Below are 25,738 nucleotides of genomic sequence, written 5' to 3'. Positions count from 1 at the left end.
CGTCGTGGGGGTACGTCGGGTCTTACTTCGGCGGCGGCGGTGCCAGCACCGTGCGGTCGCCATTGTGTTCGGGCGCACTGACCACGCCGGCCGCTTCCATGGCCTCGATCAGTCGCGCCGCGCGGTTGTAGCCGATCTTCAGCCGGCGCTGCACGCCGGAGATCGAAGCACGGCGGGTCTCGGTGACCACCCGCAGCGCCTCGTCGTACAACGGGTCGGACTCGTCGCCGGCAGAACTGTTCTCGGGCAGGCCGGTGGCGCCGACGACCACGCCGTCACCCATCGTCTGCACTTCGTCCAGCACGCCGTCGATGTAATCGGCCGGGCCCATCGCCTTGAGATGCTCGACCACGCGGTGCACTTCCTCGTCGGAGACGAACGCGCCGTGCACGCGCTCGGGCATCGCGGTGCCCGGCGGCAGGTACAGCATGTCGCCGTGGCCGAGCAGGGTTTCCGCGCCGGACTGGTCGAGGATGGTGCGCGAGTCGATCTTGGAGCTGACCTGGAAGGCGATGCGGGTCGGGATGTTGGCCTTGATCAGGCCGGTGATCACGTCCACCGACGGGCGCTGCGTGGCCAGGATCAGGTGGATGCCGGCCGCACGCGCTTTCTGTGCCAAGCGCGCGATCAGCTCTTCCACCTTCTTGCCGACGATCATCATCATGTCGGCGAATTCGTCGATGAAGATGACGATGAACGGCAGCGTCTCCAGCGGGCGCGGCGCCTCGCCCAGCTCGGGGTTCGGCTTGAACAGCGGGTCCATCAGCGGCTGGCCGGCGTCCTGGGCTTCCTTCACCTTCTTGTTGAAGCCGGCCAGGTTGCGCACGCCCACCGCGCTCATCAGCTTGTAGCGGCGCTCCATTTCGGCCACGCACCAGCGCAGGCCGTTGGCAGCCTCCTTCATGTCGGTGACCACCGGCGCCAGCAGGTGCGGAATGCCCTGGTAGACGCTCAGTTCGAGCATCTTCGGGTCGATCATCAACATCCGCAGGTCTTTCGGCGAGGCCTTGAACAGCAGGCTCAGCACCATCGCGTTGACCGCCACCGACTTGCCCGAACCGGTGGTACCGGCCACCAGCAGGTGCGGCATGCGCGCCAGGTCTGCCACGGTCGAGCGGCCGGCAATGTCCTTGCCCAGCGCCAGGGTCAGCACGCTGGCCGACTTGTCGTACTCCTTCGAACGCAGCAGCTCGGACAGGTAGATCATCTCGCGGGTGACGTTGGGGATTTCCAGGCCGATCACCGACTTGCCCGGAATCACGTCGACCACGCGCACCGACTTCACCGACAGGCCGCGCGCAATGTCCTTGTCCAGCGAACTGATCTGGCTGACCTTGATGCCCGGCGCGGGCTCGATCTCGAAGCGGGTGATGACCGGGCCGGGATTGGCACCGACCACCTGCGCCTCGATGCGGAAGTCCTTCAGCTTGAATTCGATCTGCCGCGACAGCGCGTCCAGGGTTTCCTTGTCGTAGCCCACCGGCTGCGGCTTGGGATCGTCCAGCAGGGCCAGCGGCGGCAGGTCCGAGCCATCGCCATTGACGCCACGGAACATCGGGATCTGCGTGTCGCGCTTGGCCCGGTCGCTCTTCTCGATCACCGGTTCAGGGCGTGGCTCGATCTTGACCGGCTCGCGCTTGGCGCGCACCTCGGCGTCGGCCTTGCGCACTTCCTGGCGCTCCTCGCGCATCACCCGGGTCTGCTGCCACTCGGTGACTTCTTCCTTCTTGCGCGCCAGCAACGGCGCCAGTGACATCACCCCGCGGCCGATCTTCTCCATCACCGTGAACCAGGACAGCCCGGTGGCCAGGGTGATCGAGGCCAGCAGCAGCACCAGCACGAACAGGTTCGCGCCCAGCGCGCCGAAGCCCACCGTAAGCGAGTTGCCCACCAGCTTGCCGAGGATGCCGCCGGCGCTGGAAACATCGCCACTGAACAGGCGCACGTGCAGGAAGCCGGTACCGGCGATCAGGAAGCCGACCAGGCCGACCAGGCGCAGCGCCGGGTCCAGGTCGTTCTCGCCCTTGCTCTCGCGCTTGAGGCCGAACATGGCGATCCACGCCAGCGCGCCCAGCACCACCGGCAGCAGGAAGGCGATGTAGCCGAACAGCTGCAGCAGCACGTCGGCGATCCAGGCGCCGGCGCGGCCACCGAGGTTGTGCACCGGCGCGACCACGCTGCCGGTATGCGACCAGCCCGGGTCGGTCGCTGAATACGTGAACAGACTGGCCGCCAGGTACAGCAGCGCCGGCGCGATGGCGATCAGGCCAAGGTCGCGCCAGAGGCGTTGGCGGCGTGGATTGTCGGTCGTCGCCGCCGCGGCCGTGCGACGTGACGCCTTGCTGTCGTCGGACTTGGAGCGTTCGGGGACCTGCTTCGCCACCTTAGACCATACCTTTGGAATGCGCTGTTAGTGATTGATAATAAATGAGACGGCGTCAGTTTTCAGTTATGCGGCGTCCGGCAGGCCAATCAGAGGGCCGAAACCACTGCTGGATGACGGCGTTCCGTTCATCGGCTTGAATCGCCCTGCCCCAGCCGCCACTCTATGACCAGCCACGGATGCTGCGCAAACATCGGCAGCGCCTTGTCCCATCTACCTTTTCGCGAGTCTACATGAGCACCAGCCTGCCCTCCCGCCACCAGCGTCTCGTCATCCTCGGTTCCGGCCCGGCCGGCTGGACCGCCGCCGTCTACGCCGCCCGCGCCAACCTGAAGCCGGTCGTCATCACCGGCCTGCAGCAGGGCGGCCAGCTGATGACCACCACCGAGGTGGACAACTGGCCGGGTGACGCCCACGGCCTGATGGGCCCGGACCTGATGGCACGCATGCAGGCCCACGCCGAGCGCTTCGAGACCGAGGTCATCTTCGACCACATCCACACCGCTGACGTGTCGCAGCGACCGTTCAAGCTGATCGGCGACAGCCACGAGTACACCTGCGATGCGCTGATCATCGCCACCGGCGCCACCGCCAAGTACCTGGGCATTCCGACCGAAGACGAGTTCAAGGGCCGCGGCGTGTCCGCCTGCGCCACCTGTGACGGCTTCTTCTACCGTGACCAGGACGTGGTCGTGGTGGGTGGCGGCAACACCGCCGTGGAAGAGGCCCTGTACCTGTCCAACATCGCCCGCAAGGTCTACCTGGTCCACCGCCGCGACACCCTGAAGGCGGAAAAGATCATGCAGGACAAGCTGTTCAAGAAGGTGGCCGAGGGCAAGATCGAGACCGTCTGGCACCACCAGGTGGAGGAGGTGCTGGGTAACGACGCTGGCGTGACCGGGGTGCGCGTGAAGTCCACCCTGGACGGCAGCACCCGCGACATCGATGCCCACGGCTTCTTCGTGGCCATCGGCCACCACCCGAACACCACCCTGTTCGATGGCCAGCTGGCGATGAACAACGGCTACCTGGAAATCCGTTCGGGCCTGGGCGGCAACGCCACCCAGACTTCGGTGGAAGGCGTGTTCGCCGCCGGCGACGTGGCCGACCAGCACTACCGCCAGGCTATCACCTCGGCCGGCTTCGGCTGCATGGCCGCGCTGGACGCCGAGCGCTTCCTGGATGCCGAGGGCAAGGCCAGCTGAAACGCTGACCATGCTCTGTAGAGTCGAGCCCTGCTCGATTCAAACAAAAGGCCGACGCGAAAGCGCCGGCCTTTTTTGCCTTCAGTGACCAACCAACCCTGCCGCCGCAACACTCAACCCACCCGGTCGCCGTATGCACTGCACCCTGTGCCTGACCGGCGGCGATTTCACCCCATCGGCATCGACCACCTGCGTGCTCCAGAACAAGGGGGCACTGCCAGCGTTCTCGCACTTCATGATGATCTGACTGGGCTTCTCGTCCGGTGCAGCGATGTGGACCTTGCCGTCGGTACAGGTCCATCCGGGCGGACAGCCCACATTGGTGGTGACCAGATCAATCGGATATCGGGGGTGGCCCTCAAAGACCACATCGACGCGCCGCGAACTCCCCGCGGACAGCTCGATGGACTGGATGGGCTCCACCTTCAACGGCACGCAACCCTCCCCTTCACGGAACAGCCGATAGCCTTTCTCGACACCCTTCATTGAGGCGGTGCGAAAAGCCGGGTCCAGCAAAGCTGCGGCATCGGTTGGGTTTGTGTGGAAGGCAACTTCGACAACCACGGATGGCATCTGCGCGAAACCGTTCTCGCCGTGGCCGGCAGCTGCACCAGCCGCAGCCACAGGAAAGTCTGCATACCCCTCCTGTGCCGTAATGAGCTCGCGCATGTAGCAGAGCACCATGTCGGCAAGCCTTTGATCACCCGGCTTGCGTGGATGGTAATAGACGCGCGTTCCCCGAGCCGCACCCGAGGCATCCGCATTCGTGTGAATGCTGAACAACCCCGCTGCACCAAGATGATTCGCATAGTAGGGCCGAGCACGAATATCATCGGAAACCTCCCTGTCTGTCGCCGTGCTGTTGGCAAAGTGATTCCAGATATCCGGCCGATCCGGCAGCAGATCGCGGAGATGGTATCTGGATGACATTTCGCTCCAGGCCCGCCCGGACTCTGGATGCAGGTCGCCCTGATTGCGACGCGCCCGGTGGACCAACCGTCCTCCGCGCTCTTCCATCAACTGCTGCAGCTCTTCGGCATAGCCAGGGGTGATCAGATCCTCCTGGACGCCATTCATGGCGGGGCGCTGGAACTCCCATTCCAACCCAGGATGTACACGAACCAGACCGTGACTTGCAGAGACCAGTACCGAGTTCACCATCGAAGCATCCGATGACTGAGATCGTGCCGAAGTCATGATTGGAAAGTGCTCCCAGTAGGGCCTTCCTTCGTACAGGACCTCCGACTGGACCTCGCCCGCACCGGATTTCATTGCATAAGTCTCAAGCGAGCTCCGGATGTACTGCTCGATTTCCTCAAGCGAGTGATCATCCTCCGCAGGCAACATGCCGGGGCCGAAGCGAATGATCAGTCGCTGACGCTCCAGATCGACCGAAGCATTTACGACCACATGAGTTGACCGCGACGTTCGGACCTGGTGTGCGTCAAGTATCCGCTGCGCCTCTCGCGTCAGCAGCAGATCCAGCCCCGGATCACTCTCGATCGCCTGTACGGGCCGGGCAATCGCTGCCGGCCCAGCGCCCAGGCCAGCAATGATCAGCGCAAACGCAGAACAACGGAGAGCATGCATGCATTCCATATGTCGAATCCTTCGATGTGGGTATGCGCCAGATGGGCGCGAAGATCGAATGTCCTATCCAACTCCCAGCTACATCGTTGAACCGACTCGCGATTTCGACCAATTCGGATAATCCTCAAGTCGAGTGCGGCAATACTTTTCGCACTCCACCTGCCCTATCCTTCCCCCATGCCCTCCCCCCGCTTCCTCGACTCCCTGCAGTCCATTGCCGCCACCGACTGGGACGCCCTGCACGACGGCCGCAACCCCTTCGTCAGCCACGCCTTCCTCTCGGGCCTGGAACAACACGGCTGCCTGCGCGAGGACTGGGGCTGGCAGCCCCGGCACTTCACCCTGTGGGAAGGCGACCGCCTGATGGGCGCCATTCCGGGTTACCTGAAGACCAACTCGCACGGCGAGTTCGTGTTCGACCACGCCTGGGCAAACGCCTATGCGCGCCATGGCCGCGACTACTACCCGAAATGGCTCGGCGCAGTGCCGTACTCGCCGGTCACCGGGCCGCGGCTGTTGGCCCGTCACGATTCAGACCGCGCCGCGCTGCTGTCGGCGTTGCGCGATGCGCTGCCGACGCTGGACGTGTCCTCGGCCCATATCAACTTCCACACCGCAGTGGACGAGGCGCTGTTCGGCGATGACTGGCTGCTGCGTGAAGACGTGCAGTTCCAGTGGCAGAACCCGGGCGAGTGGCACACGTTCGAGCAGTTCCTCGCCTCGATGGACCACAAGCACCGCAAGAACATCCGCCAGGAACGGGCCAAGGTCACCCGCCAGGGAATCACCTTCCGCGTTGTGCACGGTGATGACGCCAGTCGCGCCGATCTGCAGGCGATGTACCGCTTCTATCTGCAGACCTTCCTCGAGTACGGCAATGCCCCCGCGCTGACCGAGGCCTTCCTGCGCCACCTAGCCATTTCATTGGGCCGCGGGCTGGTGCTGTTCCTGGCCGAACAGGACGGCGAACCGATTGCCGGCGCGCTGTGCCTGCGTGGCGGAGACACGCTGTATGGCCGTTACTGGGGCGGCGCCACCCTGCCCGGACTGCACTTCGAGGCCTGCTACTACCAGGGAATCGAGTACTGCCTGAGCGAAGGACTGACCCGTTTCGAGCCGGGCGCGCAGGGCGAGCACAAGCTGGCGCGGGGCTTCCTGCCGACGCTGGTACGCAGCCGGCACTGGGTGGCTGATGCGGACTTTGCAGAAGCACTGCAGGACTGGTGCCGGCAGGAGCGACGCGATGTGCGGCGCTACCAGCAGGAGCTGCAGGGACATGGGCCGTTCCGTGCAGTGCCGTAGTCTCGAGCATTCGCGACCTGGGTGCCCCCGGGGGGGGGGCGTGCCAACCAAGGTGGGCACCTACCAGAGCAATAGCGAGAGCCGCACGTATTCGTAGAGTCGAGAGCGATGGTGAGGACACCCCGCTCAGGTGCACTGCCAGAAGTGCCCGCTCACCCGGCACCTGGCGCACCAGAACGTGTAGAGCATGCCGCCACTGCCCCATAGCAGCGTGCCTCCACCGGCGGTCGGCAGCGTCGAATCCAGCTGCATCACGAACGGCATCTCCTGGCCGCAATCGATGCACGCCGGGTACCAGGCACTCTGCACCCAGCTCGGCGCGCCACCCAAGCGCGACAGGTTCTGTCGATGATTGGACTGCCCCCAGTCCTGCTGCCGCCAGCGCGCGCTGTCCATGACGGCCAGGCCCACTTCGGCACGCATCAGGTCACCGCTGTCGGTGGGCGTGGCCGGTACTGCGCGGTACTGGCTCGGGTGGCAGGCGGGCAGACCAGTGGCGTCATGGCGATAGAAACGCACAGGGGGCTCCTCCCAGCCACAGCAGTCCAGGCACAGCCCCAGCGTGATCTCGCCCGTTGCGCCAGGCTGCAGCGCGGCGGCATCGGTCTGCAACAGACGCTGCAACGGCGCATGGCAGCTGCCACATTGCGCCTCCAGCGGCCCTCCCATACGGCCAGCGTGATGCACCCGCCCACCATTCCAGGTCGGGTGCAGGCGCCAGATGCGCTTGCGCCAGCTCGGTTCGTCAGCCTGCTGCGCGCGATGCTGTTCGCGGCCAAAGCGGATGTGCAACGGCCGCTCCCCATGCAGGCGGCGCGGCTGCGGTCCGTCGGCGACGCCGGCCCAGTGCGCCCATACATCGGCATCCAGCCGCCCCCAGTCGACCACGTATCCGCGGGCGACGGCGTAGGTCTCGGGATGGGTGGCAAGCAGCAACGCCCTGGCCCGCGCCATTTCGCGATCATCATCGGCTTCGGCCAGGATCTGTGCCCAGTGCGCGGCAGTGGCAGGAGGCAAGCCCCGCCATACCTGTGAGGCCAGCTGCAGCTCATCTTCAATGGCCACCGCCAGCAACGCCTCCCAGTCATCCTGCAGCACCTGTGGCGCCTGGTAGCTGGCGAACTCCATCACGCTGGCCAGCAGTTCACCGCGCTCGCCATCTCGATAGCGGCGCCAGGCCTCGGCGCAGACCGGCGCAACCGCTTCATCGGGCAGCAGGTCCAGCGTCATGTCGAGAAAGGCCGAAGCCGGTGAGCGGCGCGCCAGCGCAACCCGGATCAGTTCGCCCAGCTGACCCGGCGCCTCGCCGGCCAGCGACAGCAGCATGCTCTGGCTGTCGTTGCGGGTGCGCGGGGTGTCGTGCACATCGAGGATGGCACTGATCGATTCACTCATGCGGGGCTCCTTGCCGACGGGAACTGATGGTGCCAGACATCGCCGATCACCACGACGAATACAATGGCTGCATGACCCGCCAGTTGCCCTGGCGCCTGGCAGATATGCCGGACGCCCCCTTTCCTCCGGCCGAGACCGCGCTGCGCCAGCCTGATGGCCTGCTCGCCGTCGGCGGTGACCTGCATCCGGTGCGCCTGCTCAATGCCTACGCCGGCGGCATCTTTCCGTGGTTCAGCGAGGGCGAGCCGATCCTGTGGTGGTCGCCAGACCCACGCGTGGTGTTCCGCACCGGCGGCGTGCATCTGTCCAGCCGCTTCCGCCGCCAGTTGCGCAGCAGTACGTGGGAGGTCACCGCCGACACCGCCTTCAGCCGCGTGATGCGTGCCTGTGCGGCGGCGCCGCGGCCCGGCCAGGACGGCACCTGGATCAGCCCGGCGATGGTCGAGGCCTACAGCCAGCTGCACGACCTGGGCTTCGCCCATTCGTTCGAAGTCTGGGACCGGCAGACCCTGGTCGGTGGCATCTACGGGGTCGCGATCGGGTCGATGTTCTTTGGCGAGAGCATGTTCAGTGGTGCCAGCGGCGGCTCCAAGATCGCCCTGGCCGCCCTGGCATTCACCCTGCATGGCTGGGGCTGGGAACTGATCGATGCCCAGGTGGAGAATCCGCACCTGCTGCGGATGGGTGCCGAGCACCTCCCGCGCGCGGAATTCCTGCTCCACGTGCGCCGGGCCGTACGCGGTGACGGCCTGGAAGGCCCATGGACCCAGGCGGTCGGGCGCTTGCCAGCACGGCGTTTGGCCGGGGGTTAACACAAACTTTGCAAGCTGGCGCCGTCACGCGTAAAATACTGCGCCTTAGGCCCAGCGTGGCCGTTTTCTGAACCGCACAGGACTACATGTCGAAAGACGATTCCATCGAGTTCGAGGGCACCGTCAGCGAGACGCTGCCGAACACCACTTTCCGCGTTCGTCTGGAAAATGGGCACGAAATCATCGCCCATATCTCCGGCCGCATGCGCAAGAACTACATCCGCATCCTCACCGGTGACCGGGTCAAGGTTGAAATGACCCCGTATGACCTGACCAAGGGTCGTATCACCTACCGCATGAAGTAAGCGGTCGGCGCCTGGCGCCACTTCGACAAGGCCAGCCCTGGTTGCTGGCCTTTTGTCATGCCCGGAATCCGGCCCTGCCGGAGGTCACCATGACCGAGCTCACCATGGCGTCGGTCAGCCCTGCTTGCGGCAGATTCGCGCTTGCTGCAGCGGCGGCATCGTGGGATCCGATCCAGTCCGGATCGCCACCCCCGCCCGATCATGAACGCCCTGCTCCCGCACGTCCTGCTGCCGGCAGTTCTGCTGGTCAGCCTGTCCCTGTCGGCATTCGCCGCCGAACCCAGCAAGCCCTCCAACCCGTCCGAGTGCATTGCCCTCGGCAGCAATCGCGATATCCGCCCCTCCAGTACGGAACGCGAGGTGCTGCTGCGCGACGGTGACAGCCACTATCGGGTGCACCTGCAGAAGCGCTGCCTGGGCGCTGCCGCCTCGGCCCGTTACGCGCTCTTCACGCCCGGCACGCCTGGACAGGTCTGCGGCGGCGCCCGCAGCACGCTTCGGACCGAAAGCAACCACTGCGCCGTGACCTGGATCGAGCCGATCGATGCAGCAACCTTCAAGCGCCTGGCCCAGCAAGGGCGCTGAACTGCACCGCACACGACAAGGGCGGCCGAAGCCGCCCTTGTCCCTGCCCGTACCGGGCACCGGTGCGGCGCGAAGTTACTCCACCGTCACCGGCAGCAGGCGCTCCGGCTCGGCCTGGGCTTCGACCACCAGCTCGTCGTCGCGCACGTCGATGCTGACCTTGCCGCCGTTGACCAGCTTGCCGAACAGCAGCTCGTCGGCCAGCGGGCGCTTGACCTTGTCCTGGATGACGCGGGCCATGGGCCGGGCACCCATCAGCGGGTCGAAACCGTGGTGGGCCAGCCAATCGCGCGCGGTCGGGGTTGCCGACAGGCTGACGTGCTTCTCCTGCAGCAGCATCTCCAGCTCGATCAGGAACTTGTCCACCACGCGCAGGATGTGCTCGAAGCCCAGCGCCTGGAACTGCACCACCGCATCGAGGCGATTGCGGAATTCCGGGGTGAAGCTGCGGCGGATCGTTTCCATCGCATCGGTGGCATGGTCCTGCTTGGTGAAGCCGATCGAACGCCGCGAGGCCTGCGCCGCGCCGGCATTGGTGGTCATCACCAGCACCACGTTCTTGAAGTTGGCCTCACGACCGTTGGTATCGGTCAGCACGCCACGGTCCATCACCTGCAACAGGATGTTGAAGATGTCCGGATGCGCCTTCTCGATCTCATCCAGCAGCAGCACGCAGTGCGGCGTCTTGACGATCTTCTCGGTCAGCAGGCCGCCCTGGTCGAAGCCGACGTAGCCCGGAGGCGCGCCGATCAGCCGGCTGATCGAATGCGGCTCCATGTACTCGGACATGTCGAAGCGGACCAGCTCGATGCCCAGCTGCAACGCCAGCTGCTTGGTCACTTCGGTCTTGCCGACACCGGTCGGGCCGGCGAACAGGAAGTTGCCGATCGGCTTTTCCGGGTTGCCCAGGCCCGAACGGGCCAGCTTGATCGCCGAGGACAGCGTCTCGATGGCCGGGTCCTGGCCGAAGATCACCATCTTCAGGTTGCGCTCCAGGTGCTGCAGCACATCCTTGTCGGTGGCACTGACCTGCTTGGCCGGGATGCGCGCCATCTTGGCCACGATCGCCTCGACCTCCTCGACGTCGATCAGCTCCTTGCGCTGCCCCTCGGGCAGCAGCCGCTGGCGGGCACCTGCCTCGTCGATCACGTCGATGGCCTTGTCCGGCAGCAGGCGGTCGCCGATGTGCTTCACCGACAGGTCCACTGCGGCCTGCAGGGCCTCGTCGGAGTAGGTCACGCCGTGATGCAGCTCGTACTTGGACTTCAGGCCCTGCAGGATCTCGTAGGTTTCGCCCACGGTCGGCTCGACGATGTCGATCTTCTGGAAGCGGCGGGCCAGTGCCCGGTCCTTCTCGAAGATGCCGCGGTATTCCTGGAAGGTGGTCGAGCCGATGCAGCGCAGCTCGCCGGAGGCCAGCGCCGGCTTGATCAGGTTGGACGCATCCATGGTGCCGCCCGACGCCGAACCGGCACCGATGATGGTGTGGATCTCGTCGATGAACAGCACCGCGTTGGGCACCTTCTTCAGTGCCGTCAGCACGCTCTTCAGGCGCTTCTCGAAGTCACCACGGTACTTGGTACCGGCTACCAGTGCGCCCAGGTCGAGCGAGTAGATCACCGCGTCGGCCAGCACGTCGGGCACCGAGCCTTCGATGATGCGACGGGCCAGGCCTTCGGCGATGGCCGTCTTGCCCACGCCGGCCTCACCCACGTACAGCGGGTTGTTCTTGCGGCGGCGGCACAGGACCTGGATGGTCCGCTCGATCTCGTCGGCACGGCCGACCAGCGGGTCGATGCGACCTGCCCGGGCCTGGTCGTTGAGGTTGCTGGCGAACTCGGTCAGGGCATCTCCCTTGGGCTCGCCCTCCCCGCCTTCCATGCGGCTCTCGCCCTCCGAGGACGAAGACGGCTGCTCGCCCTCCTCGCCCAGCTTGGCGATGCCATGGGACAGGTAATTGACCACATCCAGCCGGGTCACATCCTGCTGGTTGAGGTAATAGACGGCATGGGAGTCCTTTTCGCCGAAGATGGCGACCAGCACATTGGCGCCGGTGACCTCCTTCTTGCCCGAGGACTGCACGTGGTACACGGCCCGCTGCAGCACGCGCTGGAAGCCCAGGGTCGGCTGGGTATCGCGGCCGTCATCCTCGGCCAGGCGGGACACGGAGGCCTCGATGGCCTGCTCCAGCTCCTGGCGCAGGCGTTCGGCGTCGGCACCACAGGCCTTCAGTACGGCCTGGGCGGACGGGTTGTCGAGCAGTGCCAACAGCAGGTGTTCGACCGTCATGAACTCATGCCGGGCCTCACGGGCGCGCTTGTAGCACTGGCCGATGGTGTGTTCGAGGTCTTTGCTGAACATGGATTACTCCGGCGGCAGATGGGGACAATATGCGGCCTGACTACGCGTTTTCCATCACCCTAGCGGATTGCTGCGTTCAGATGGCGTTAGCAGTACACATCGCTTGATCTTCATTCACTCCAGGACAGCCCGCCCAGCATGAGCGAACCCTACCTGAGCCGCTGGCGATTGCGGCGTGATGGCGAAGCCATCGAGACACCGCGCGCCCGCCTCTGGCCGGTGCTGACCGCCGCCGGCGAACCGGCAATGCTGAAGGTCAGCGACGAACCCGAGGAACAGAACGCCCATCGGCTGCTGCGCTGGTGGGCTGGCGACGGCGCTGCCCAACTGCTGGCCCACGAGGGGCCGGCGATCCTGATCGAGCGTGCCGGTGGCGACTCGCTGCGGCAGCGTTCGATCCAGGGCGACGACGACGCCTGCACCACGATCCTGTGCCAGGTCCTGCAGCGGCTGCACCGGCCACGGAGCGCACCGCCAGCGGAACTGGTCTGCCTGCGTACATGGTTCGCCGACCTGCTGCAGCCAAGGGCTGCGCTGCCGCCACTGCTGGAACAGTGCAGATCACTGGCGGAGGGGCTGCTGCAGGACGAACGGGAGATCCGGCCGCTGCACGGCGACCTGCACCACGACAACGTGCTGGATTTCGGCGCGCGCGGCTGGCTGGCGATCGACCCGAAGCGGCTGCTGGGCGACCGGGCCTTCGACTACACCACACTGTTCAGCAACCCGGACCTGTGCGGTCCCGGCATCCATGTCGCGACGCGACCGGAACGGTTTGTGGCTCGTCTTGAACAGGTCAGTGCGCTGGCGGAGCTGGATCGAACGCGCCTGCTGCGCTGGATCGCGGCCAGCACGGGATTGTCGGCGGTCTGGTTCCGGGATGACGGCGACCCGGCCGACATTGATGAGACGGTAGCGCAAATGGCGCTGGAGGCACTGGCGGGAGCGTGACCCAGCTGTAGAGCCGAGCCTGCGCTCGGCTGCCGTTGGCAGAGATCTGGATGCCTGGGTGAGCAGCAGCCGAGCGTGGGCTCGGCTCTACAGGCTCCTGCCCTGGTAGGTGCCCACCTTGGTGGGCACGATGCGCCAAGCGCAGATAGGCCCGCACCAAATGCCGGTCAGGCCTTTTCCATCGTGCACAGCAGCGGGTGCTGGTTCATCCGCGAGTACTCGTTGACCTGGGCAACCTTGGTCTCGGCCACCTCGCGGGTGAACACACCGCACACGCCACGGCCGCGGGTATGGACGTGCAGCATTACCTGCGTGGCCTTGTCCAGGTCCATGCTGAAGAACTGCTGCAGGACGTCCACCACGAAATCCATCGGGGTGTAATCGTCGTTGAGCAGCATCACCTGGTAGAACGGCGGCGGCGCCACTTCCGGGCGCGCGGCCTCTACGGCGACGCCGTGCTCGTGCTGGGAATCGGGGGAAGACTCATGGGGCATCGGGCCATTATAGAGGCTCGGGCGAGCCTGCGTCGGCCCGCCGCAGATTGGACGGCACGCACGCCCGCCGTCACAATTGCACCCTCTCTCAGTAATGTTTCACAGGATCTTCATGAAAAGGACCCTTCTCTCCACCCTGCTGATCGCCCTGGCTGCCTCCGGCTCCGCCGCTGCAGCAGACGCCGACAAGGCCGTGGCCCGCCACCTGGACAAGCTGGGCTACACCTACGAAGTCGATGAGGATGGCGACTACCGCATGGTCTTCGACGTCGAGGGTGACCGCACCCAGATGGTCTATGTGCGTTCGGCGGTGGAGGATTTCGGCACCCACAACATCCGCGAGATCTGGTCGCCCGCATACAGCGCCAAGACCAAGCAGTTCCCGGTGGCCGTGGCCAACCGCCTGCTGGAAGATTCGCAGGATGCCAAGATGGGCGGCTGGGTAAAGCAGGACACCACCGCCATGTTCGTGGTCAAGATCGACGCCGATGCCACTGCCGACCAGCTCAGCGACGCCATCGATGCGGCCATCCGCACCGCCGACGCCATGGAGCTGGAACTGACCAAGAAGGACGAGTTCTGAGTTGAACGCCACGCCGGACCCGCGCTGGGCACCGCACGCCACCGTCGCCACCGTGGTGGTCGACGGCGGCCGCGTGCTGCTGGTTGAAGAGACCATTGACGGCCGGCAGGTGCTCAACCAGCCGGCCGGCCACCTCGAGCCTGGCGAAAGCCTGGCCGAGGCAGCCCTGCGCGAGACCCGCGAGGAAACCGGCTGGACGGTGCAGCTGACCCATTTCATCGGCTGCTACCAGTGGACCGCCGGCGACGGCACGACCTTCCTGCGTTTCTGCTATGCGGCGCGCCCGGTCTCGCATGACCCGGCGCAGCCGTTGGACACCGGCATTGATCGCGCACTGTGGCTGACCCCGGCCGAGCTGCGGGCCGCCGGCGAACGCCAGCGCAGCCCGCTGGTCTGGCAGGTGGTGGCCGATTACCTGGGTGGCCAGCGCCACCCGCTTTCGCTGGTCCGGGAGGTCGCATGAGCACTCCGCGCGTGATGGTGGGCGTCTCCGGTGGTGTCGACTCCTCGGTCGCCGCCTGGCGCCTGGTACAGCAGGGTGAGGCCGTGGCCGGGCTGTTCATGCAGAACTGGGCTGACGATGGCAGCGGCGACTGCCGCGCCGAGGACGACCGCCGCGATGCGGTGGCGGTGTGCGGCCTGCTCGGCATTCCCTTCCACTTCCGCGATTTCTCCAGCGAGTACTGGCAGGGCGTGTTCGAGCACTTCCTGGCCGAATACGCCGCCGGCCGCACGCCGAACCCGGACGTGCTGTGCAACCGCGAAGTGAAGTTCAAGCATTTCCTGGATGCCGCCCGCGAGCTGGGCGCCGAGCGCATCGCCACCGGCCACTACGCGCGAGTGGCCCAGCGCGGCCACCAGTGGCTGCTGCTGCGTGGCGCCGACCGCTCCAAGGACCAGAGCTACTTCCTGCACCAGCTGGGCCAGGAACAGCTGTCGGCGACCCTGTTCCCGATCGGCGACCTGGAAAAGACCGACCTGCGTCGGATCGCGCGCGATGTCAGCCTGCCGACCCACGCCAAGAAGGACTCCACCGGCATCTGTTTCATCGGCGAGCGCGACTTCCGCGAGTTCCTCGGCCGCTACCTGCCGGCCAAGCCCGGCCAGATCCTCGACCCGGCCGACGGCAGCGTCATCGCCGAACATCCGGGCGTGTTCTATTTCACCCTCGGCCAGCGCGAGGGGCTGAACATCGGCGGCGTGCGCGGCCGCCCGGCCGCACCGTGGTACGTGGTCGGCAAGGATGTGGCCAGCAACGTGCTGTATGTGGACCAGGACCGCGACAGCAAGTGGATGCTGTCCGACCGCCTGCGTTCGGAAACCGCGCACTGGATTGCCGGCTCGCCGCCGGCGCGGCGCTTCGAATGCACCGCCCAGACCCGCTACCGCCAGCCCGACGAGCCGTGTACGGTCGAGGTGCTGGACGATGGCAGCCTGCTGGTCACCTTCGCGCGCCCGCAGCGCGCCGTTACCCCCGGTCAATCACTGGTGCTGTATGACGGTGAGGTGTGCCTGGGTGGCGCGGTGATCGCCGCCACCGATGCGCCGCTGGAACAGCGCCTGCGCACCACCCCTTCCCCTTTTGAGGTAATCGCTGCATGAGTTTCACTGTCGACGACCGCGTCCTGGCCCTGGCCGGCATTGCCCAGGCCCTGCAGCAGGTACGCCGCATCGCCGATACCGGCCATTCCGACGCCGCCGCCGTGCGCACCGCCGTGGACAGCGTGTTCCGTGTCGATGCGTCCTCGCCGCAGGAGGTGTTCGGTGACCGTCATGCATTGAAGGCTGGCCTGCGCCTGCTGCACAACTACTTCCGCAGCCAGGGCCAGGACCCGATCCTGCCCAAGCTGGCCCTGTCGGTGCTGCAGCTGGAGCGCCGCTTCGTGCAGGACGGCGCCACCGTGAACAAGGTTGCCTCGGGCATCGAGCGCGCCCAGCGCCAGGCCACCGAGCTGGGCGACAGCGGCCATCCGGACGTGCTGGCCAACCTGGGTGGCCTGTACGCGGACACCATCAGCCACCTCAAGCCGCGGGTGATGGTGCAGGGCAACCCGCACTACCTGGGCCAGGCCGGCGTGGTGGCCGAGATCCGCGCCCTGCTGCTGGCCGCGGTGCGCTCGGCGGTGCTGTGGCGCCAGCTGGGCGGCAGCTACTGGGACTTCCTGTTCAGCCGCAAGGCGATGATCGAGGCCGTGGACCGGCAGCTGGCCTGAGCCCGAGGGGTCAGAGCCCTTTTCCATGGAAAGGGATCCGACCCCGTCGCTGCCTGGCCCTGAAGCCGCCAAGGCGCCGGAAAACCGGCGCATTCAGAATGCACTTCAAGGCACATCGACGTTAAAGAGAAAGGGGGTACGGCCGATACATCCTCCGTGCACCTCCCGAGAACGTCCATGTACTCACGCATTTTCATCCGTCTGGCCGCCCCCCTGGCTCTGACCCTGCTGCTCCCCTTCGCCATCGGTTTCGAATGGCCGGCCGCCCTGCGCTGGGCGATCCTGACCACGATGACGCTGAGCTGGCTCGGCTTTGCGTGGTGGACCACCCGCGCCCAGGCGCACCGTTCCCCGGAACATGCCCGTGTCCTGCGTGAGCAGGACCAGCTACTGACCGAACTGCGCAATTTCGTCGGCAACGAGATCGACGGTTCGCGCGGCGAAGTGGAACGCGCCCGTGACCTGATCCGCCAGGCCGTCTCCAGCCTCGGTGGCAGCTTCGATGCGATGAACCGCAAGTCGCGCCAGCAGAGCCAGGCCCTGTCGCGCATCGTCGACCGCGCCGGTGATGAAGGCAATGCCGGCCTCGACGTTGCCCGTTTCGCCCAGCACGCCAGCCACCGCATGGAACAGCTGGTCGAAGCGCTGGAACAGGTCAGCGGCCAGAGCAGCACCACCGTGCAGCACATCGACCAGATGGCGCAGCACCTGGATGGCATCTTCGCGCTGCTGGAAGACGTCAAGTCGATCGCCGACCAGACCAACCTGCTGGCACTGAATGCTGCCATTGAAGCGGCGCGTGCCGGTGAAGCCGGTCGTGGCTTCGCGGTGGTCGCCGACGAAGTGCGCAACCTCTCCGAGCGCTCGACCACGTTCAACGAGCAGATCCGCAAGCTGGCGCACAGCTCCAAGGACGCCATTGCCAAGGTCCGCGAGACGGTCTCGCACATGGCCTCGCGCGATATGGATCGTTCCCGCGAAGCGCGCCAGGAAGCGGCGGCGATGCTCGACAACGTGGCCCAGATCAACGCCTCGCTGGGCGACGGCATGCGCGAAGTGTCCGACTGCGCCCGTTCGATCGACGGCAGCGTGGCCGAGGCCGTGCGCGCCCTGCAGTTCGAAGACATCGCCACCCAGGCGCTGGGCGGCGTGCACACTCATCTGGACCGCCTGACCGCGATCAACCGTGAAGCGGTGGCCCTGCAGGAGCTGCTGCACCGCAACGGCGGCGTGTTCGACGAAGAGATCGCCACCGCCCTGCAGCGCACCGGCAGCCGCCTGCGCGAACTGCGCAGCGAGTGGGAACGCCCGCCGCACAAGCCGGTTGCCCAGCAGAGCATGGGCGCTGGCACCGTCGAGCTGTTCTGATCCTGATGTCCGCTGCCGTTGCCGGCAGCCCGCAAGGCCCCGGTCATCCCGGGGCCTTTGCCTGTACCCTGCCGTTGGATGCATCCTGTACGCGCACCATGACCCTGATCCGTGCCCTGCCCTCCCTCACCGATAACGAGCGCCCGCGCAACGCGAGCGTGCGTGAGCAGCTGCAGCAGCTGGAAGAGGTCGCCCGCGAAGAGATCCGCGAACTGCAGCAGCTGGCCGATGCACGTCCGGCGCCGTCCCGCGCGGACGAGGAGCTGCTGGGGCTGGCGTGGGACCTGGGGCTGGATGGCGAAGCCCTGAGGTAGATCCACGCCATGCGTGGATGGCGTCCGGGAACACGCGCTGCCACATCATCCACGCATGGCGTGGATCTACAAGATGGGCTGAATCGCTGTGGCATGATGCGCCGGTCCCGCTCATGGAAGACCGATGGCCATCGCCGTAATCGCATTGATGCTGCTGGAACTGCTGCTTCTGTTGTTCTGGGCACCGCTCTTCTTCCGCACCGGCATCGTCCTGTTCAACCAGCGCATCGCCGCCTCTCCGGCTGAACTGACACAGCTGTCGCTGATCGGACTGGAGTACGACCTTCCTACCGACAAGTGGCTGAGCTTTGTGTTCCGTGTACTGCCCGACCGCAGCGTGGCGTTCCGTGAGAGCTTCGCACCGGGCTATGGCGGCCGCTATTTTCCGTTGATGCACGGCCAGCTGGTGGCCGACAAACGACGCCACGAGGTGCGTGTGATCGGGCGATGCAGCTGGTTCGCGCTGGCCCTGACCGTGCTGGTGGTGCCCATCATCCTGGTGCGCCCGGCGGCATGGCCGATGCTGGGCATGCTGCTGGTGTTCTATATGGGTTATCGCATCCAGCTGCGGCGCTATGCCGAGGTTGTCGAGGCAGTGCGGGCGCGGGTGCGGTCGGAGTTCCCGCAGCGATTCGTTGACCCAGGGCGGTAGATCCACGCCATACGTGGATGGTCGCGAGCGCAGGCATTCGTGCCGACCAAGGTCGGCACCCACCAGAGCGGGTTGCGGTAGATCCACGCCATGCGTGGATGGTCGCCAGCTAGCGCACCAGCACCACTTCCCCACTGGCATCGGTGCGCAGCGAAACCGGCTGTGGCTGGCGCAGCCACTGAGCCAGGTCGCGCGGGCTGAGCGGGCGCGAGTACAGGTAGCCCTGGATCTCGTCGCAGCCCTGGCGGCGCAGCATGTCTTCTTCCTGGTGCGTTTCCACGCCCTCGGCCACCACCTTCATGCCCAGCGCGTGGCCCAGGTGCACGATCGCCTGGGTTACTTCGGCCGTGCCCGAATCGTGCAGCATGCCCTGCACGAAACTGCGGTCGATCTTCAGGCGGCCCACCGGGAAGCGGTTGAGGTAGTTGAGGTTGGAGAAGCCGGTACCGAAGTCATCCACCGCCAGCGGCACGCCGTGCCGTTCCAGCACGTCGAAGCAATGCCGCAGGATGTCGGTGTCACGGATCAATGCCGACTCGGTCAGTTCCAGCTCCAGTCGTTGCGGCGGCCAGCCATGGGCGTGGCAGATCTCGATCACGCGCTCGGCAAAGCCGCGGTCACGCAGCTGTACCGCCGAGACATTCACCGCGATGCGGTCGAAGCGCAGACCGGCACGGTCCCAGGCGGTGGCCTGGCGGCAGGCCTCATTCAGTACCCAGTCGCCGATCCGAACGATCTCGCCACACTTCTCTGCGATGGGGATGAACTCGGCCGGGCTGCAGTAGCCGACCCCGGGCCGGTGCCAGCGCAGCAGCGCCTCGATCGCCGGCGGCTCGCCGTGGTGGGCATGCAGCAGCGGCTGGTAGGCCAGGCTGAACTCTTCGCGCTCGATGGCGCCGTGCAGGGCATGCTCCAGCTCAAGCTTGCGCTGGATGCGGGCCAGCGCGTCCTGGCTGTAGTACTGGTAGGTATTGCGGCCGGCTTCCTTGGCCGCGTACATCGCCGCATCGGCGGCACGCAGCAGGGAATCGAAGTCGGTCTGCGCGTCACCCAGCATCGCGATGCCGACACTGGCGCCCACCTTCAAGGTGGTTTCGCCCCGGCGCAGCGGTTCGGCCAACGAAGCGATCAGTTTGCGTGCCACATGGCCCGCATCCTCCGGTTCGGCTAGGTCACGCAGCACCACGATGAATTCATCGCCACTGAAGCGGCCGAACAGATCGTTGTTGCGCAGGTTCTGGTGCAGCCGGGTGGCGGCCGCCTTCAGCAGGGCGTCGCCGGTGGCGTGGCCGAAACTGTCGTTGATGGTCTTGAAGCCATCCAGATCGATGAACAGCATCGCCAGCGATGTGCCGCGGTCGCGCGCTTCCTCGATGGCTTCGGCGGTCTGTTCGCCGAGCAGCACGCGATTGGGCAGGCCAGTGAGCAGATCGTAATGCGCCAGCAGCTCGATACGCTCGTTGGCCTCGCGTTCGCGGGTGATGTCACGGAACAGCACCACGAAGCGCGGCGGCAGCCCATCACGACGGTCCAGTTCGATCAGCACCTGCACCCAGACGCGCAGGCCGGACTGGCGGTAGAAGCACAGGTCCAGCTGCTCGGGCAGCCCGCCATCGGCGATGCGCCCCAACGCCGCTTCGAAGGCGTTGCGTGAGTCCTCGGTGTACAACGCCAGCGCCTGGTCGAGGGTGATCGGTTCCTTGCGCAGGCCGTGGATGCGATAGCACTCCTCGGTCCACTGCATGTGCCGGGTCTGCACCTCGATCTCGCAGCCGCCGATGCGGCCCAGCGCGGAGACGCGGTTGAGCAGCTCGGTACGCCATCGGATCAGCGCATCGGTCTGGTGCTGCTCGGTGATGTTCTGCACCTGTCCGAGCAACCGCTTGGGCTGTCCGTCCATGTCCAGCAGCGGCTGCATCCACAGCCGCAGGTGCTGCGACGGTTCATGGCCGCGGGTCAGTTCCAGCTCGAGATTGGCGGCGCGGCCATCGCGCCACAACCGTCGCCAGGCTGCACGCAGTGCACCACGTGAACGCGGGTGCAGCTGCTTCAGCCAGCGGCGCTGGCCGGGCACGGCGCCCTGCTCCAGCGCCAGCAGCGAACGCAGCTCCGGCGACCACCAGAAGTGACCGCTGTTGGGATCGAACGACCAGCTGCCCATGCTGGCGATGCGCTGGGCCTCGCTCAGGTGCAGCTGCTGTTCCTGAAGCAACCCTTCCAGCTGCTTCTGCTGTTCGATATCGGTATGGGTGCCGACCATGCGCAACGGCTGGCCATCGGCGGTGCGCGCGACCACGCGGCCCCGGTCCAGCACCCAGCGCCACTGGCCATCGGCCTGGCGGAAACGGAACTGTGCGCTGTACTGCTCGCTAAGTCCACGCAGATGCTCGTTCAGTGCGACCCGTACCTGGGCGATGTCCTCGCTGTGCACGCGCGCCAGTATCTCGGTGGCGGTTTCATCGCACAGTGCGGGAGTCCGCACCACACGGTCGCTGGGAATGTCCCAGTCCCACAGGCTGTGGCCGGCACTGTCCAGCGCCAGCTCCCAGCGCCCACCGCCGCCGAGCGGCACCGGTTCGGGAATGCTCAGCGTGAAGGCCAGCAGATTACCGGCGCCATCATGCACGGCGCGCAGGTGGCCGTCGTAGTGCCCGTGCGGGCCACCCGGCAGCGTGCAGGCCACGATGCCGCCATCGGCCGCCATCAGGCGCAGATCCTCCAGCATCGGCGCATAGGCGGCCACGGTGGCCGGCAGGCCATGCTCGCGCGCAGCCGGATTGGCCGCCAGCGGGCGGCCCGTGCGGTCGACGATGACCAGCGCCGACGCAAGCGGGTGCTGCAGCAGGCTGGCGATGATCCCTTGGTCCACGCGATCTTGCTCCGGATGACACGCCCGTCAGCGGGGCACGCAGTGGTTAACGGCGCCTGCGGCGGATAATTGAGTGGTCAGGGCACACCCGCGCGGTAAGATGGCCGGCACCCTTTCATCCAGCCCGTCCATGCCTGCAGAACCGACCGGCATCGCCCCTGTTCCCGACCCGCGGATGGCGCAGGCGCTGAGCCGCGACCGGCGGCGGGTCGTGCTGAGCTACCTGGTGATGGCATTGGCCTGGATGATCGCCTCCGACAGTGCCGTGCAGGCGCTGGTGCCGGATCCGCAGCAGGCGGCGATGTGGCAGAGCGTGAAGGGCTCGTTCTTCGCACTGGCCAGTGCCGGCCTGCTGTACCTGCTGCTGCGGCCGCTGGCCGAGCATGTGCTGCACACCCATGCGCGCCAGCAGGCGTCGGAGCTGCGCCTGCGACAGATGTTCGAGGGCAACCCCGGCCCGATCCTGGTCTACGACCTGGACACGCTGGCGATCCTCGACGCGAATCCGGCGGCCTGCAGCGCATTCGGCTGGGAGCGCGATGAACTGCTGGAGCAGACCATCGACTCGCTGTGGCCACCCGGCCAGGACCAGGCGCTGCAGACCAAGCTGGAGGCGATCCGCGAGGCACCCGAGGAGCTGTGCATCCTGCGGACCCAGCTGCAGCTGCGCGACGGCTCGCTGCGGCAGATGGAACTGCGCTCCAACGCCATCAGCTATGACGGCCACAATGCCCGCTTGCTGATCGCCATCGACCGCACCGCGGAAGACCTGGCCCAGCTGCGCCGCGACCAGGCGCTGGCCCGGGTCGAGGAAGCGCACGAGCTGGCGCGCATCGGCGCCTGGGAGCTGGATCCATCCACCGGCATGGGCCGCTACTCCAACCAGGTCTACCGCCTGCTTGGCCGCCGGCCTCCGGAAGCCCGCCGCTGGCACCGCTTCGACGAGCTGCTGGTGCCCGCCGACCCCGCCACCGCCACGCAGACCGAACAGCTGCTGGCCGACCTCTGCTCGGGTGATCCGGTGCAGGTGGACGTACTGCTGCCCCTGCTGTCGATGGACGGCCGCGCCCTGATGGTGCACCTGCGTGCCGCCAGTGGTGTCGATGAGTCCGGCCGCAGCCGCGTACTGGGTACCCTGCAGGACGTGACCGAGCGGGAGCAATCGCGACGCCTGCTGCGCGAGCGCGAAGAACAGTTCCGTGAGCTGGTGCGGGTGCTGCCCGATGGCGTGGTGATCCTCTCCGACGAGCACGTGCTGTACACCAACGCCTGGGCGGCCAGCCTGTTCGGCTATGGCAGCCACACCCTGCTGGGTGAGCCACTGTCGGCGCTGGTCGCTGCCGGTGACCTGGCCCGCGTCCGCAGCCAGCTGCGCGCCGGGCAGCCACACCTGGGCCCCGGCCACAGCAGCGTGGTGGCCATGCAGCGCGCAGACGGGCGCAGCTTCCATGCCGGCCTGGCGGTGGGCGAGGTGCGCTACGGCGGCCGCGACTGCAAGCTGCTGATCGTGCGTGACCTGAGCGATTCCGAACGCACGCGCAGTGCACTGGAAACCAGCAACCGCGAACTGCAGGCGATGGCTGGCCGGCTGTTCTCGCTGCAGGAGGACGAACGCCGCGCGATCTCGCGCGATCTGCATGACGACATCGGCCAGGCGATCACTGCGATCAAGTTGTCCGCCTATGCGGCGCAGGACGAGCATGATCCACAGCGCCGCGGCGAGGACCTGGCACAGATCGTCAGCCTGGCCGACACCACGGTGGCCAAGCTGCGCGACATCTCCACCCTGTTGCGCCCGCCGCAGCTGGACGCGCTGGGCCTGGAAGCGGCCCTCAGCTGGCAGGCACGGGTGCTGTTCCGTTCTTCGCCGGTGGAACTGCTGGCCGAGATCGAGCCCCTGCCGCACCGTCCCGACAACAGCATCGAACAGGCCTGCTTCCGCATCGCGCAGGAGAGCCTGACCAACGTGCTGCGGCACGCGCGCGCCAGCCAGGTACAACTGCAGCTGCGCGACGTCGGCAAGCGGGGACTGCACCTGCAGATCCGCGACGACGGCGAGGGTTTCGACCCGGACGGTCCGCGCGGCCTGGGCCTGATCGTGATGCGCGAGCGCGCGCAGAGTGTCGGCGGCCATGTGCGGATCGAGTCCGCACACGGCGAGGGCACCCTGATCGACGTCCACCTCCCCTACCAGGCGGCCAGCATGGCTGCCGTCGATTCACCGGAATACTGAGCCTATGTGGAATCCCAACCAGCCCCCGGTAAGCATCGACGATGCACCCGACCGCCTCGGTGCCGGCAACCCCGAGCTGCAGGCGATGGTCGCCGAGGCGGCCTCCGGCGGCACCGCGCTGATGCTGATGCACGTGGACATCGACCACTTCGCTTCGGTCAACGAAAACATGAGCGCCGAGGTAGGTGACCAGGCGCTGGTGCTGGTAGCGCAGCGGTTGCAGTCCTACCTGCGAGGCCGCGGCAAACTGTGGCGGCATGGCAGCGACGAGTTCCTGATCGCGGTGCCGCGCACCGCCGACGTGCCGCTGCCGGAGGACTTCGCCGAGGAAATCCGGCAACAGATGGAGTTGCCCCTGTCGGTGCTGCCATACACGCTGTTCATGACCGGCAAGCTGGGCGTGAGCCTGTGCCCGGACCACGCCAGCAGTACCTCCCGCCTGCTCGACCACGCCGAGGATGCGCTCTACCAGGCGGCCCGCGAAGGCGGCAACGCGGTGCGCATCCACGCAGTGGATACCCCGCCGAGCGCGCACAGCGAGAGCATCATCGCGCGCCAGATCGTCGACGCGATCCCCAATGGCGAGCTGAAGCTTCGCTACCAGCCGCTGGTCAGTGCCCGCGACGGCCACGTGGTAGGCATGGAGGCGCTGTTGCGCTGGCAGTCCCCTACCCTGGGCATGCTGGTGCCGGAGCGCTTCATGCGCACCGCCGAGCGGCTGGGCATCATCGTGCAGATCGGCACATGGGTGCTGGAGGGCGCGCTGAAGCAGGCCCGCCTGTGGCGCGACCAGGGCTTCGACGACTTCACGATTGCCGTGAACGTCTCCACCCTGCAGCTGCTGCGGCCGAACTTCTTCGCCGAAGTGATGGGCCTGATCCAGGCCGCGGGCGTGCCGGCGCAGATGCTGACGCTGGAGATCAACGAAAGCGCGCTGACCAACAACGTCAACTTCGTGCACGAGACGCTGGCCAACCTGCGCAACGAAGGCATCAGCCTGAGCCTGGACAACTTCGGCACCGGCGATTCCAGCCTGAGTGCGCTGGTGCGCTATCCGGTGGACAAGCTGAAGATCGACCGCAGCTTCATCAAGAGTGCACCCGCCGGCAACCGCGAGGCCGCCATCGCCCGCGCGATCATCGCCATGGGCCACCAGCTGGGCATGACGGTGATCGCCAACGGCGTGGAATCGCAGGCTCAGCTGGGCTTCCTGCGCCGCAACGACTGCGACGTGTTCCAGGGCTACCTGTTCGGCGAACCGATGTCGGCCGATGCCGCTGGCATGACCCTGCGCCGCCGCTACCTGCGCCCGGAAGCATTTGCCGAGACCCGCCCGGACCGCACGCTGCTGCTGCTGGACGACGAGGAGAACGTGCTGCGCTCGCTGGTACGCCTGTTCCGTCGCGATGGCTACCGCATCCTGGCCGCCGGCAACGTGCGCGATGCGTTCGACCTGCTGGCGATCAACGATGTGCAGGTGATCCTGTCCGACCAGCGCATGAGCGACATGAGCGGCACCGAGTTCCTGGGCCGGGTGAAGATGCTGTACCCGGACACGATCCGCCTGGTGCTGTCCGGTTATACCGACCTGAACACGGTGACCGATGCGATCAACCGTGGTGCGATCTACCGCTTCCTGACCAAGCCCTGGAACGACGATGAGCTGCGCAAGCACATCCACCAGGCGTTCCGCACCTACGAAGAACAGCGGCGCAGCAATGCCGGGCCGGCGCCGGTGGAAACCGGGGATGCCGGCGAGGACCGGCCGCCGCGGTGAGGGCCGGCAGGGGAAATGCGGATCATGGGTAGAGTCGACTGTCAGTCGACTGCTCTTCGCGGAGTCTCGAAAAAACCGCGCTGCGCGCGAGTCGACTGACAGTCGACTCTACCCGTCTGTCGGCGCGATACGATCCGGACCCGTGCGCCATCGCCCTCAGCACGACTGCTTCAAACGACGATGGCCGGCCGCCACGGTAAGGGCCTGCAGGGGAAATGCGGATCGGGGGTAGAGTCGACTGTCAGTCGACTGCTCTTCGCGGAGTCTCGAAAAAACCGCGCTGCGCGCGAGTCGACTGACAGTCGACTCTACCCGTCTGTCGGCGCGATACGATCCAGAGCCTTGC

Annotated in this window: 21 protein-coding genes; 15 read left to right on the top strand and 6 right to left on the bottom strand. The window is 66.5% G+C overall.

Features of this window, described 5'->3' with window-relative positions; all coding sequences use genetic code 11:
• Nucleotides 1–22 precede the first annotated feature (22 nt).
• The gene (locus QP552_RS10385; protein ID WP_106548560.1) at nt 23–2,383 is read right to left on the bottom strand and encodes a DNA translocase FtsK; all 2,361 of its coding nucleotides are present in this window, start codon (nt 2,381–2,383) and stop codon (nt 23–25) included.
• 233 nt (nt 2,384–2,616) lie between these two features.
• Here QP552_RS10385 and trxB point away from each other — a divergent pair, with 233 nt between their 5' ends.
• Nucleotides 2,617–3,588 (top strand): thioredoxin-disulfide reductase, encoded by a 972-nt coding sequence (gene trxB / locus QP552_RS10380; protein ID WP_106548561.1) that lies wholly within the window; start codon nt 2,617–2,619, stop codon nt 3,586–3,588.
• Between the two features lie 81 nt (nt 3,589–3,669).
• Here the strand turns inward: trxB and QP552_RS10375 are convergent, their stop codons facing one another.
• Nucleotides 3,670–5,178 carry an N-acetylmuramoyl-L-alanine amidase gene (locus tag QP552_RS10375; RefSeq protein ID WP_286075822.1) on the bottom strand — a complete coding sequence of 503 codons (1,509 nt, stop codon included), beginning with the start codon at nt 5,176–5,178 and terminating at the stop codon, nt 3,670–3,672.
• Nucleotides 5,179–5,355: 177 nt separating this feature from the next.
• Between QP552_RS10375 and QP552_RS10370 the strand changes: the two genes are divergently transcribed.
• Nucleotides 5,356–6,480: a GNAT family N-acetyltransferase gene (locus QP552_RS10370; RefSeq protein ID WP_111112607.1), complete on the top strand. Its 1,125-nt coding sequence runs from the start codon at nt 5,356–5,358 to the stop codon at nt 6,478–6,480.
• A gap of 126 nt (nt 6,481–6,606) precedes the next feature.
• On the opposite strand, the gene QP552_RS10365 is transcribed toward QP552_RS10370, so the two are convergent.
• Nucleotides 6,607–7,875: a hypothetical protein gene (locus QP552_RS10365; protein WP_111112605.1), complete on the bottom strand. Its 1,269-nt coding sequence runs from the start codon at nt 7,873–7,875 to the stop codon at nt 6,607–6,609.
• Between the two features lie 71 nt (nt 7,876–7,946).
• On the opposite strand from QP552_RS10365, the gene aat reads away from it, so the two are divergent.
• From aat to QP552_RS10350, 3 genes are all read left to right on the top strand, one after another.
• On the top strand, nt 7,947–8,687 hold the full coding sequence (gene aat, locus QP552_RS10360) for a leucyl/phenylalanyl-tRNA--protein transferase (RefSeq protein WP_111112701.1): 741 nt from the start codon (nt 7,947–7,949) through the stop codon (nt 8,685–8,687).
• Between the two features lie 86 nt (nt 8,688–8,773).
• Nucleotides 8,774–8,992, top strand: coding sequence for a translation initiation factor IF-1 (gene infA, locus QP552_RS10355; RefSeq protein WP_005409596.1), 219 nt, complete (start codon nt 8,774–8,776; stop codon nt 8,990–8,992).
• 201 nt (nt 8,993–9,193) lie between these two features.
• Complete coding sequence (locus QP552_RS10350) at nt 9,194–9,577, top strand: hypothetical protein (RefSeq protein WP_111112603.1); 384 nt, start codon at nt 9,194–9,196, stop codon at nt 9,575–9,577.
• 75 nt (nt 9,578–9,652) lie between these two features.
• Here the strand turns inward: QP552_RS10350 and clpA are convergent, their stop codons facing one another.
• Nucleotides 9,653–11,938 carry an ATP-dependent Clp protease ATP-binding subunit ClpA gene (gene clpA / locus QP552_RS10345; RefSeq protein WP_111112601.1) on the bottom strand — a complete coding sequence of 762 codons (2,286 nt, stop codon included), beginning with the start codon at nt 11,936–11,938 and terminating at the stop codon, nt 9,653–9,655.
• Nucleotides 11,939–12,076: 138 nt separating this feature from the next.
• Between clpA and QP552_RS10340 the strand changes: the two genes are divergently transcribed.
• Nucleotides 12,077–12,889 carry an APH(6) family putative aminoglycoside O-phosphotransferase gene (locus QP552_RS10340; RefSeq protein ID WP_286075818.1) on the top strand — a complete coding sequence of 271 codons (813 nt, stop codon included), beginning with the start codon at nt 12,077–12,079 and terminating at the stop codon, nt 12,887–12,889.
• Between the two features lie 167 nt (nt 12,890–13,056).
• Here QP552_RS10340 and clpS read toward each other — a convergent pair whose 3' ends face one another.
• A complete protein-coding gene (clpS, locus tag QP552_RS10335; RefSeq protein ID WP_005409592.1) occupies nt 13,057–13,383 on the bottom strand; it encodes an ATP-dependent Clp protease adapter ClpS in 327 nt (108 codons plus the stop codon).
• Nucleotides 13,384–13,495: 112 nt separating this feature from the next.
• Here clpS and QP552_RS10330 point away from each other — a divergent pair, with 112 nt between their 5' ends.
• From QP552_RS10330 to QP552_RS10300, 7 genes are all read left to right on the top strand, one after another.
• A complete protein-coding gene (locus tag QP552_RS10330; protein WP_049427058.1) occupies nt 13,496–13,966 on the top strand; it encodes a hypothetical protein in 471 nt (156 codons plus the stop codon).
• Between the two features lies 1 nt (nt 13,967).
• Nucleotides 13,968–14,429, top strand: a complete 462-nt coding sequence (locus QP552_RS10325) for an NUDIX hydrolase (protein WP_111112595.1) — start codon at nt 13,968–13,970, stop codon at nt 14,427–14,429.
• Nucleotides 14,426–15,568 carry a tRNA 2-thiouridine(34) synthase MnmA gene (gene mnmA, locus QP552_RS10320; protein ID WP_106548569.1) on the top strand — a complete coding sequence of 381 codons (1,143 nt, stop codon included), beginning with the start codon at nt 14,426–14,428 and terminating at the stop codon, nt 15,566–15,568. The genes QP552_RS10325 and mnmA overlap by 4 nt, the downstream gene beginning before the upstream one ends.
• Nucleotides 15,565–16,179 carry a high frequency lysogenization protein HflD gene (gene hflD / locus QP552_RS10315; RefSeq protein ID WP_010485865.1) on the top strand — a complete coding sequence of 205 codons (615 nt, stop codon included), beginning with the start codon at nt 15,565–15,567 and terminating at the stop codon, nt 16,177–16,179. The genes mnmA and hflD overlap by 4 nt, the downstream gene beginning before the upstream one ends.
• Before the next feature lie 177 nt (nt 16,180–16,356).
• Nucleotides 16,357–17,547 carry a methyl-accepting chemotaxis protein gene (locus tag QP552_RS10310; protein WP_032127364.1) on the top strand — a complete coding sequence of 397 codons (1,191 nt, stop codon included), beginning with the start codon at nt 16,357–16,359 and terminating at the stop codon, nt 17,545–17,547.
• Nucleotides 17,548–17,645: 98 nt separating this feature from the next.
• The gene (locus tag QP552_RS10305) at nt 17,646–17,861 is read left to right on the top strand and encodes a hypothetical protein (RefSeq protein ID WP_106548570.1); all 216 of its coding nucleotides are present in this window, start codon (nt 17,646–17,648) and stop codon (nt 17,859–17,861) included.
• Nucleotides 17,862–17,985: 124 nt separating this feature from the next.
• Entirely contained in the window at nt 17,986–18,513 is a 528-nt protein-coding gene (locus QP552_RS10300; RefSeq protein ID WP_286075812.1) for a hypothetical protein, read from the top strand.
• 109 nt (nt 18,514–18,622) lie between these two features.
• On the opposite strand, the gene QP552_RS10295 is transcribed toward QP552_RS10300, so the two are convergent.
• On the bottom strand, nt 18,623–21,382 hold the full coding sequence (locus QP552_RS10295; protein WP_286075811.1) for an EAL domain-containing protein: 2,760 nt from the start codon (nt 21,380–21,382) through the stop codon (nt 18,623–18,625).
• 130 nt (nt 21,383–21,512) lie between these two features.
• Here QP552_RS10295 and QP552_RS10290 point away from each other — a divergent pair, with 130 nt between their 5' ends.
• Both QP552_RS10290 and QP552_RS10285 read left to right on the top strand, forming a co-directional pair.
• On the top strand, nt 21,513–23,615 hold the full coding sequence (locus QP552_RS10290; protein ID WP_106548573.1) for a PAS domain-containing sensor histidine kinase: 2,103 nt from the start codon (nt 21,513–21,515) through the stop codon (nt 23,613–23,615).
• 4 nt (nt 23,616–23,619) lie between these two features.
• Entirely contained in the window at nt 23,620–25,392 is a 1,773-nt protein-coding gene (locus QP552_RS10285; protein ID WP_286075810.1) for an EAL domain-containing protein, read from the top strand.
• Nucleotides 25,393–25,738 lie beyond the last annotated feature (346 nt).

The sequence above is a fragment of the Stenotrophomonas sp. 59 genome, from assembly GCF_030291095.1.
Lineage (GTDB): Bacteria > Pseudomonadota > Gammaproteobacteria > Xanthomonadales > Xanthomonadaceae > Stenotrophomonas > Stenotrophomonas maltophilia_Q.
The sequence above is the reverse complement of the archived record's forward strand: the minus strand, read 5'-3'. Positions and strand labels throughout refer to the sequence as shown.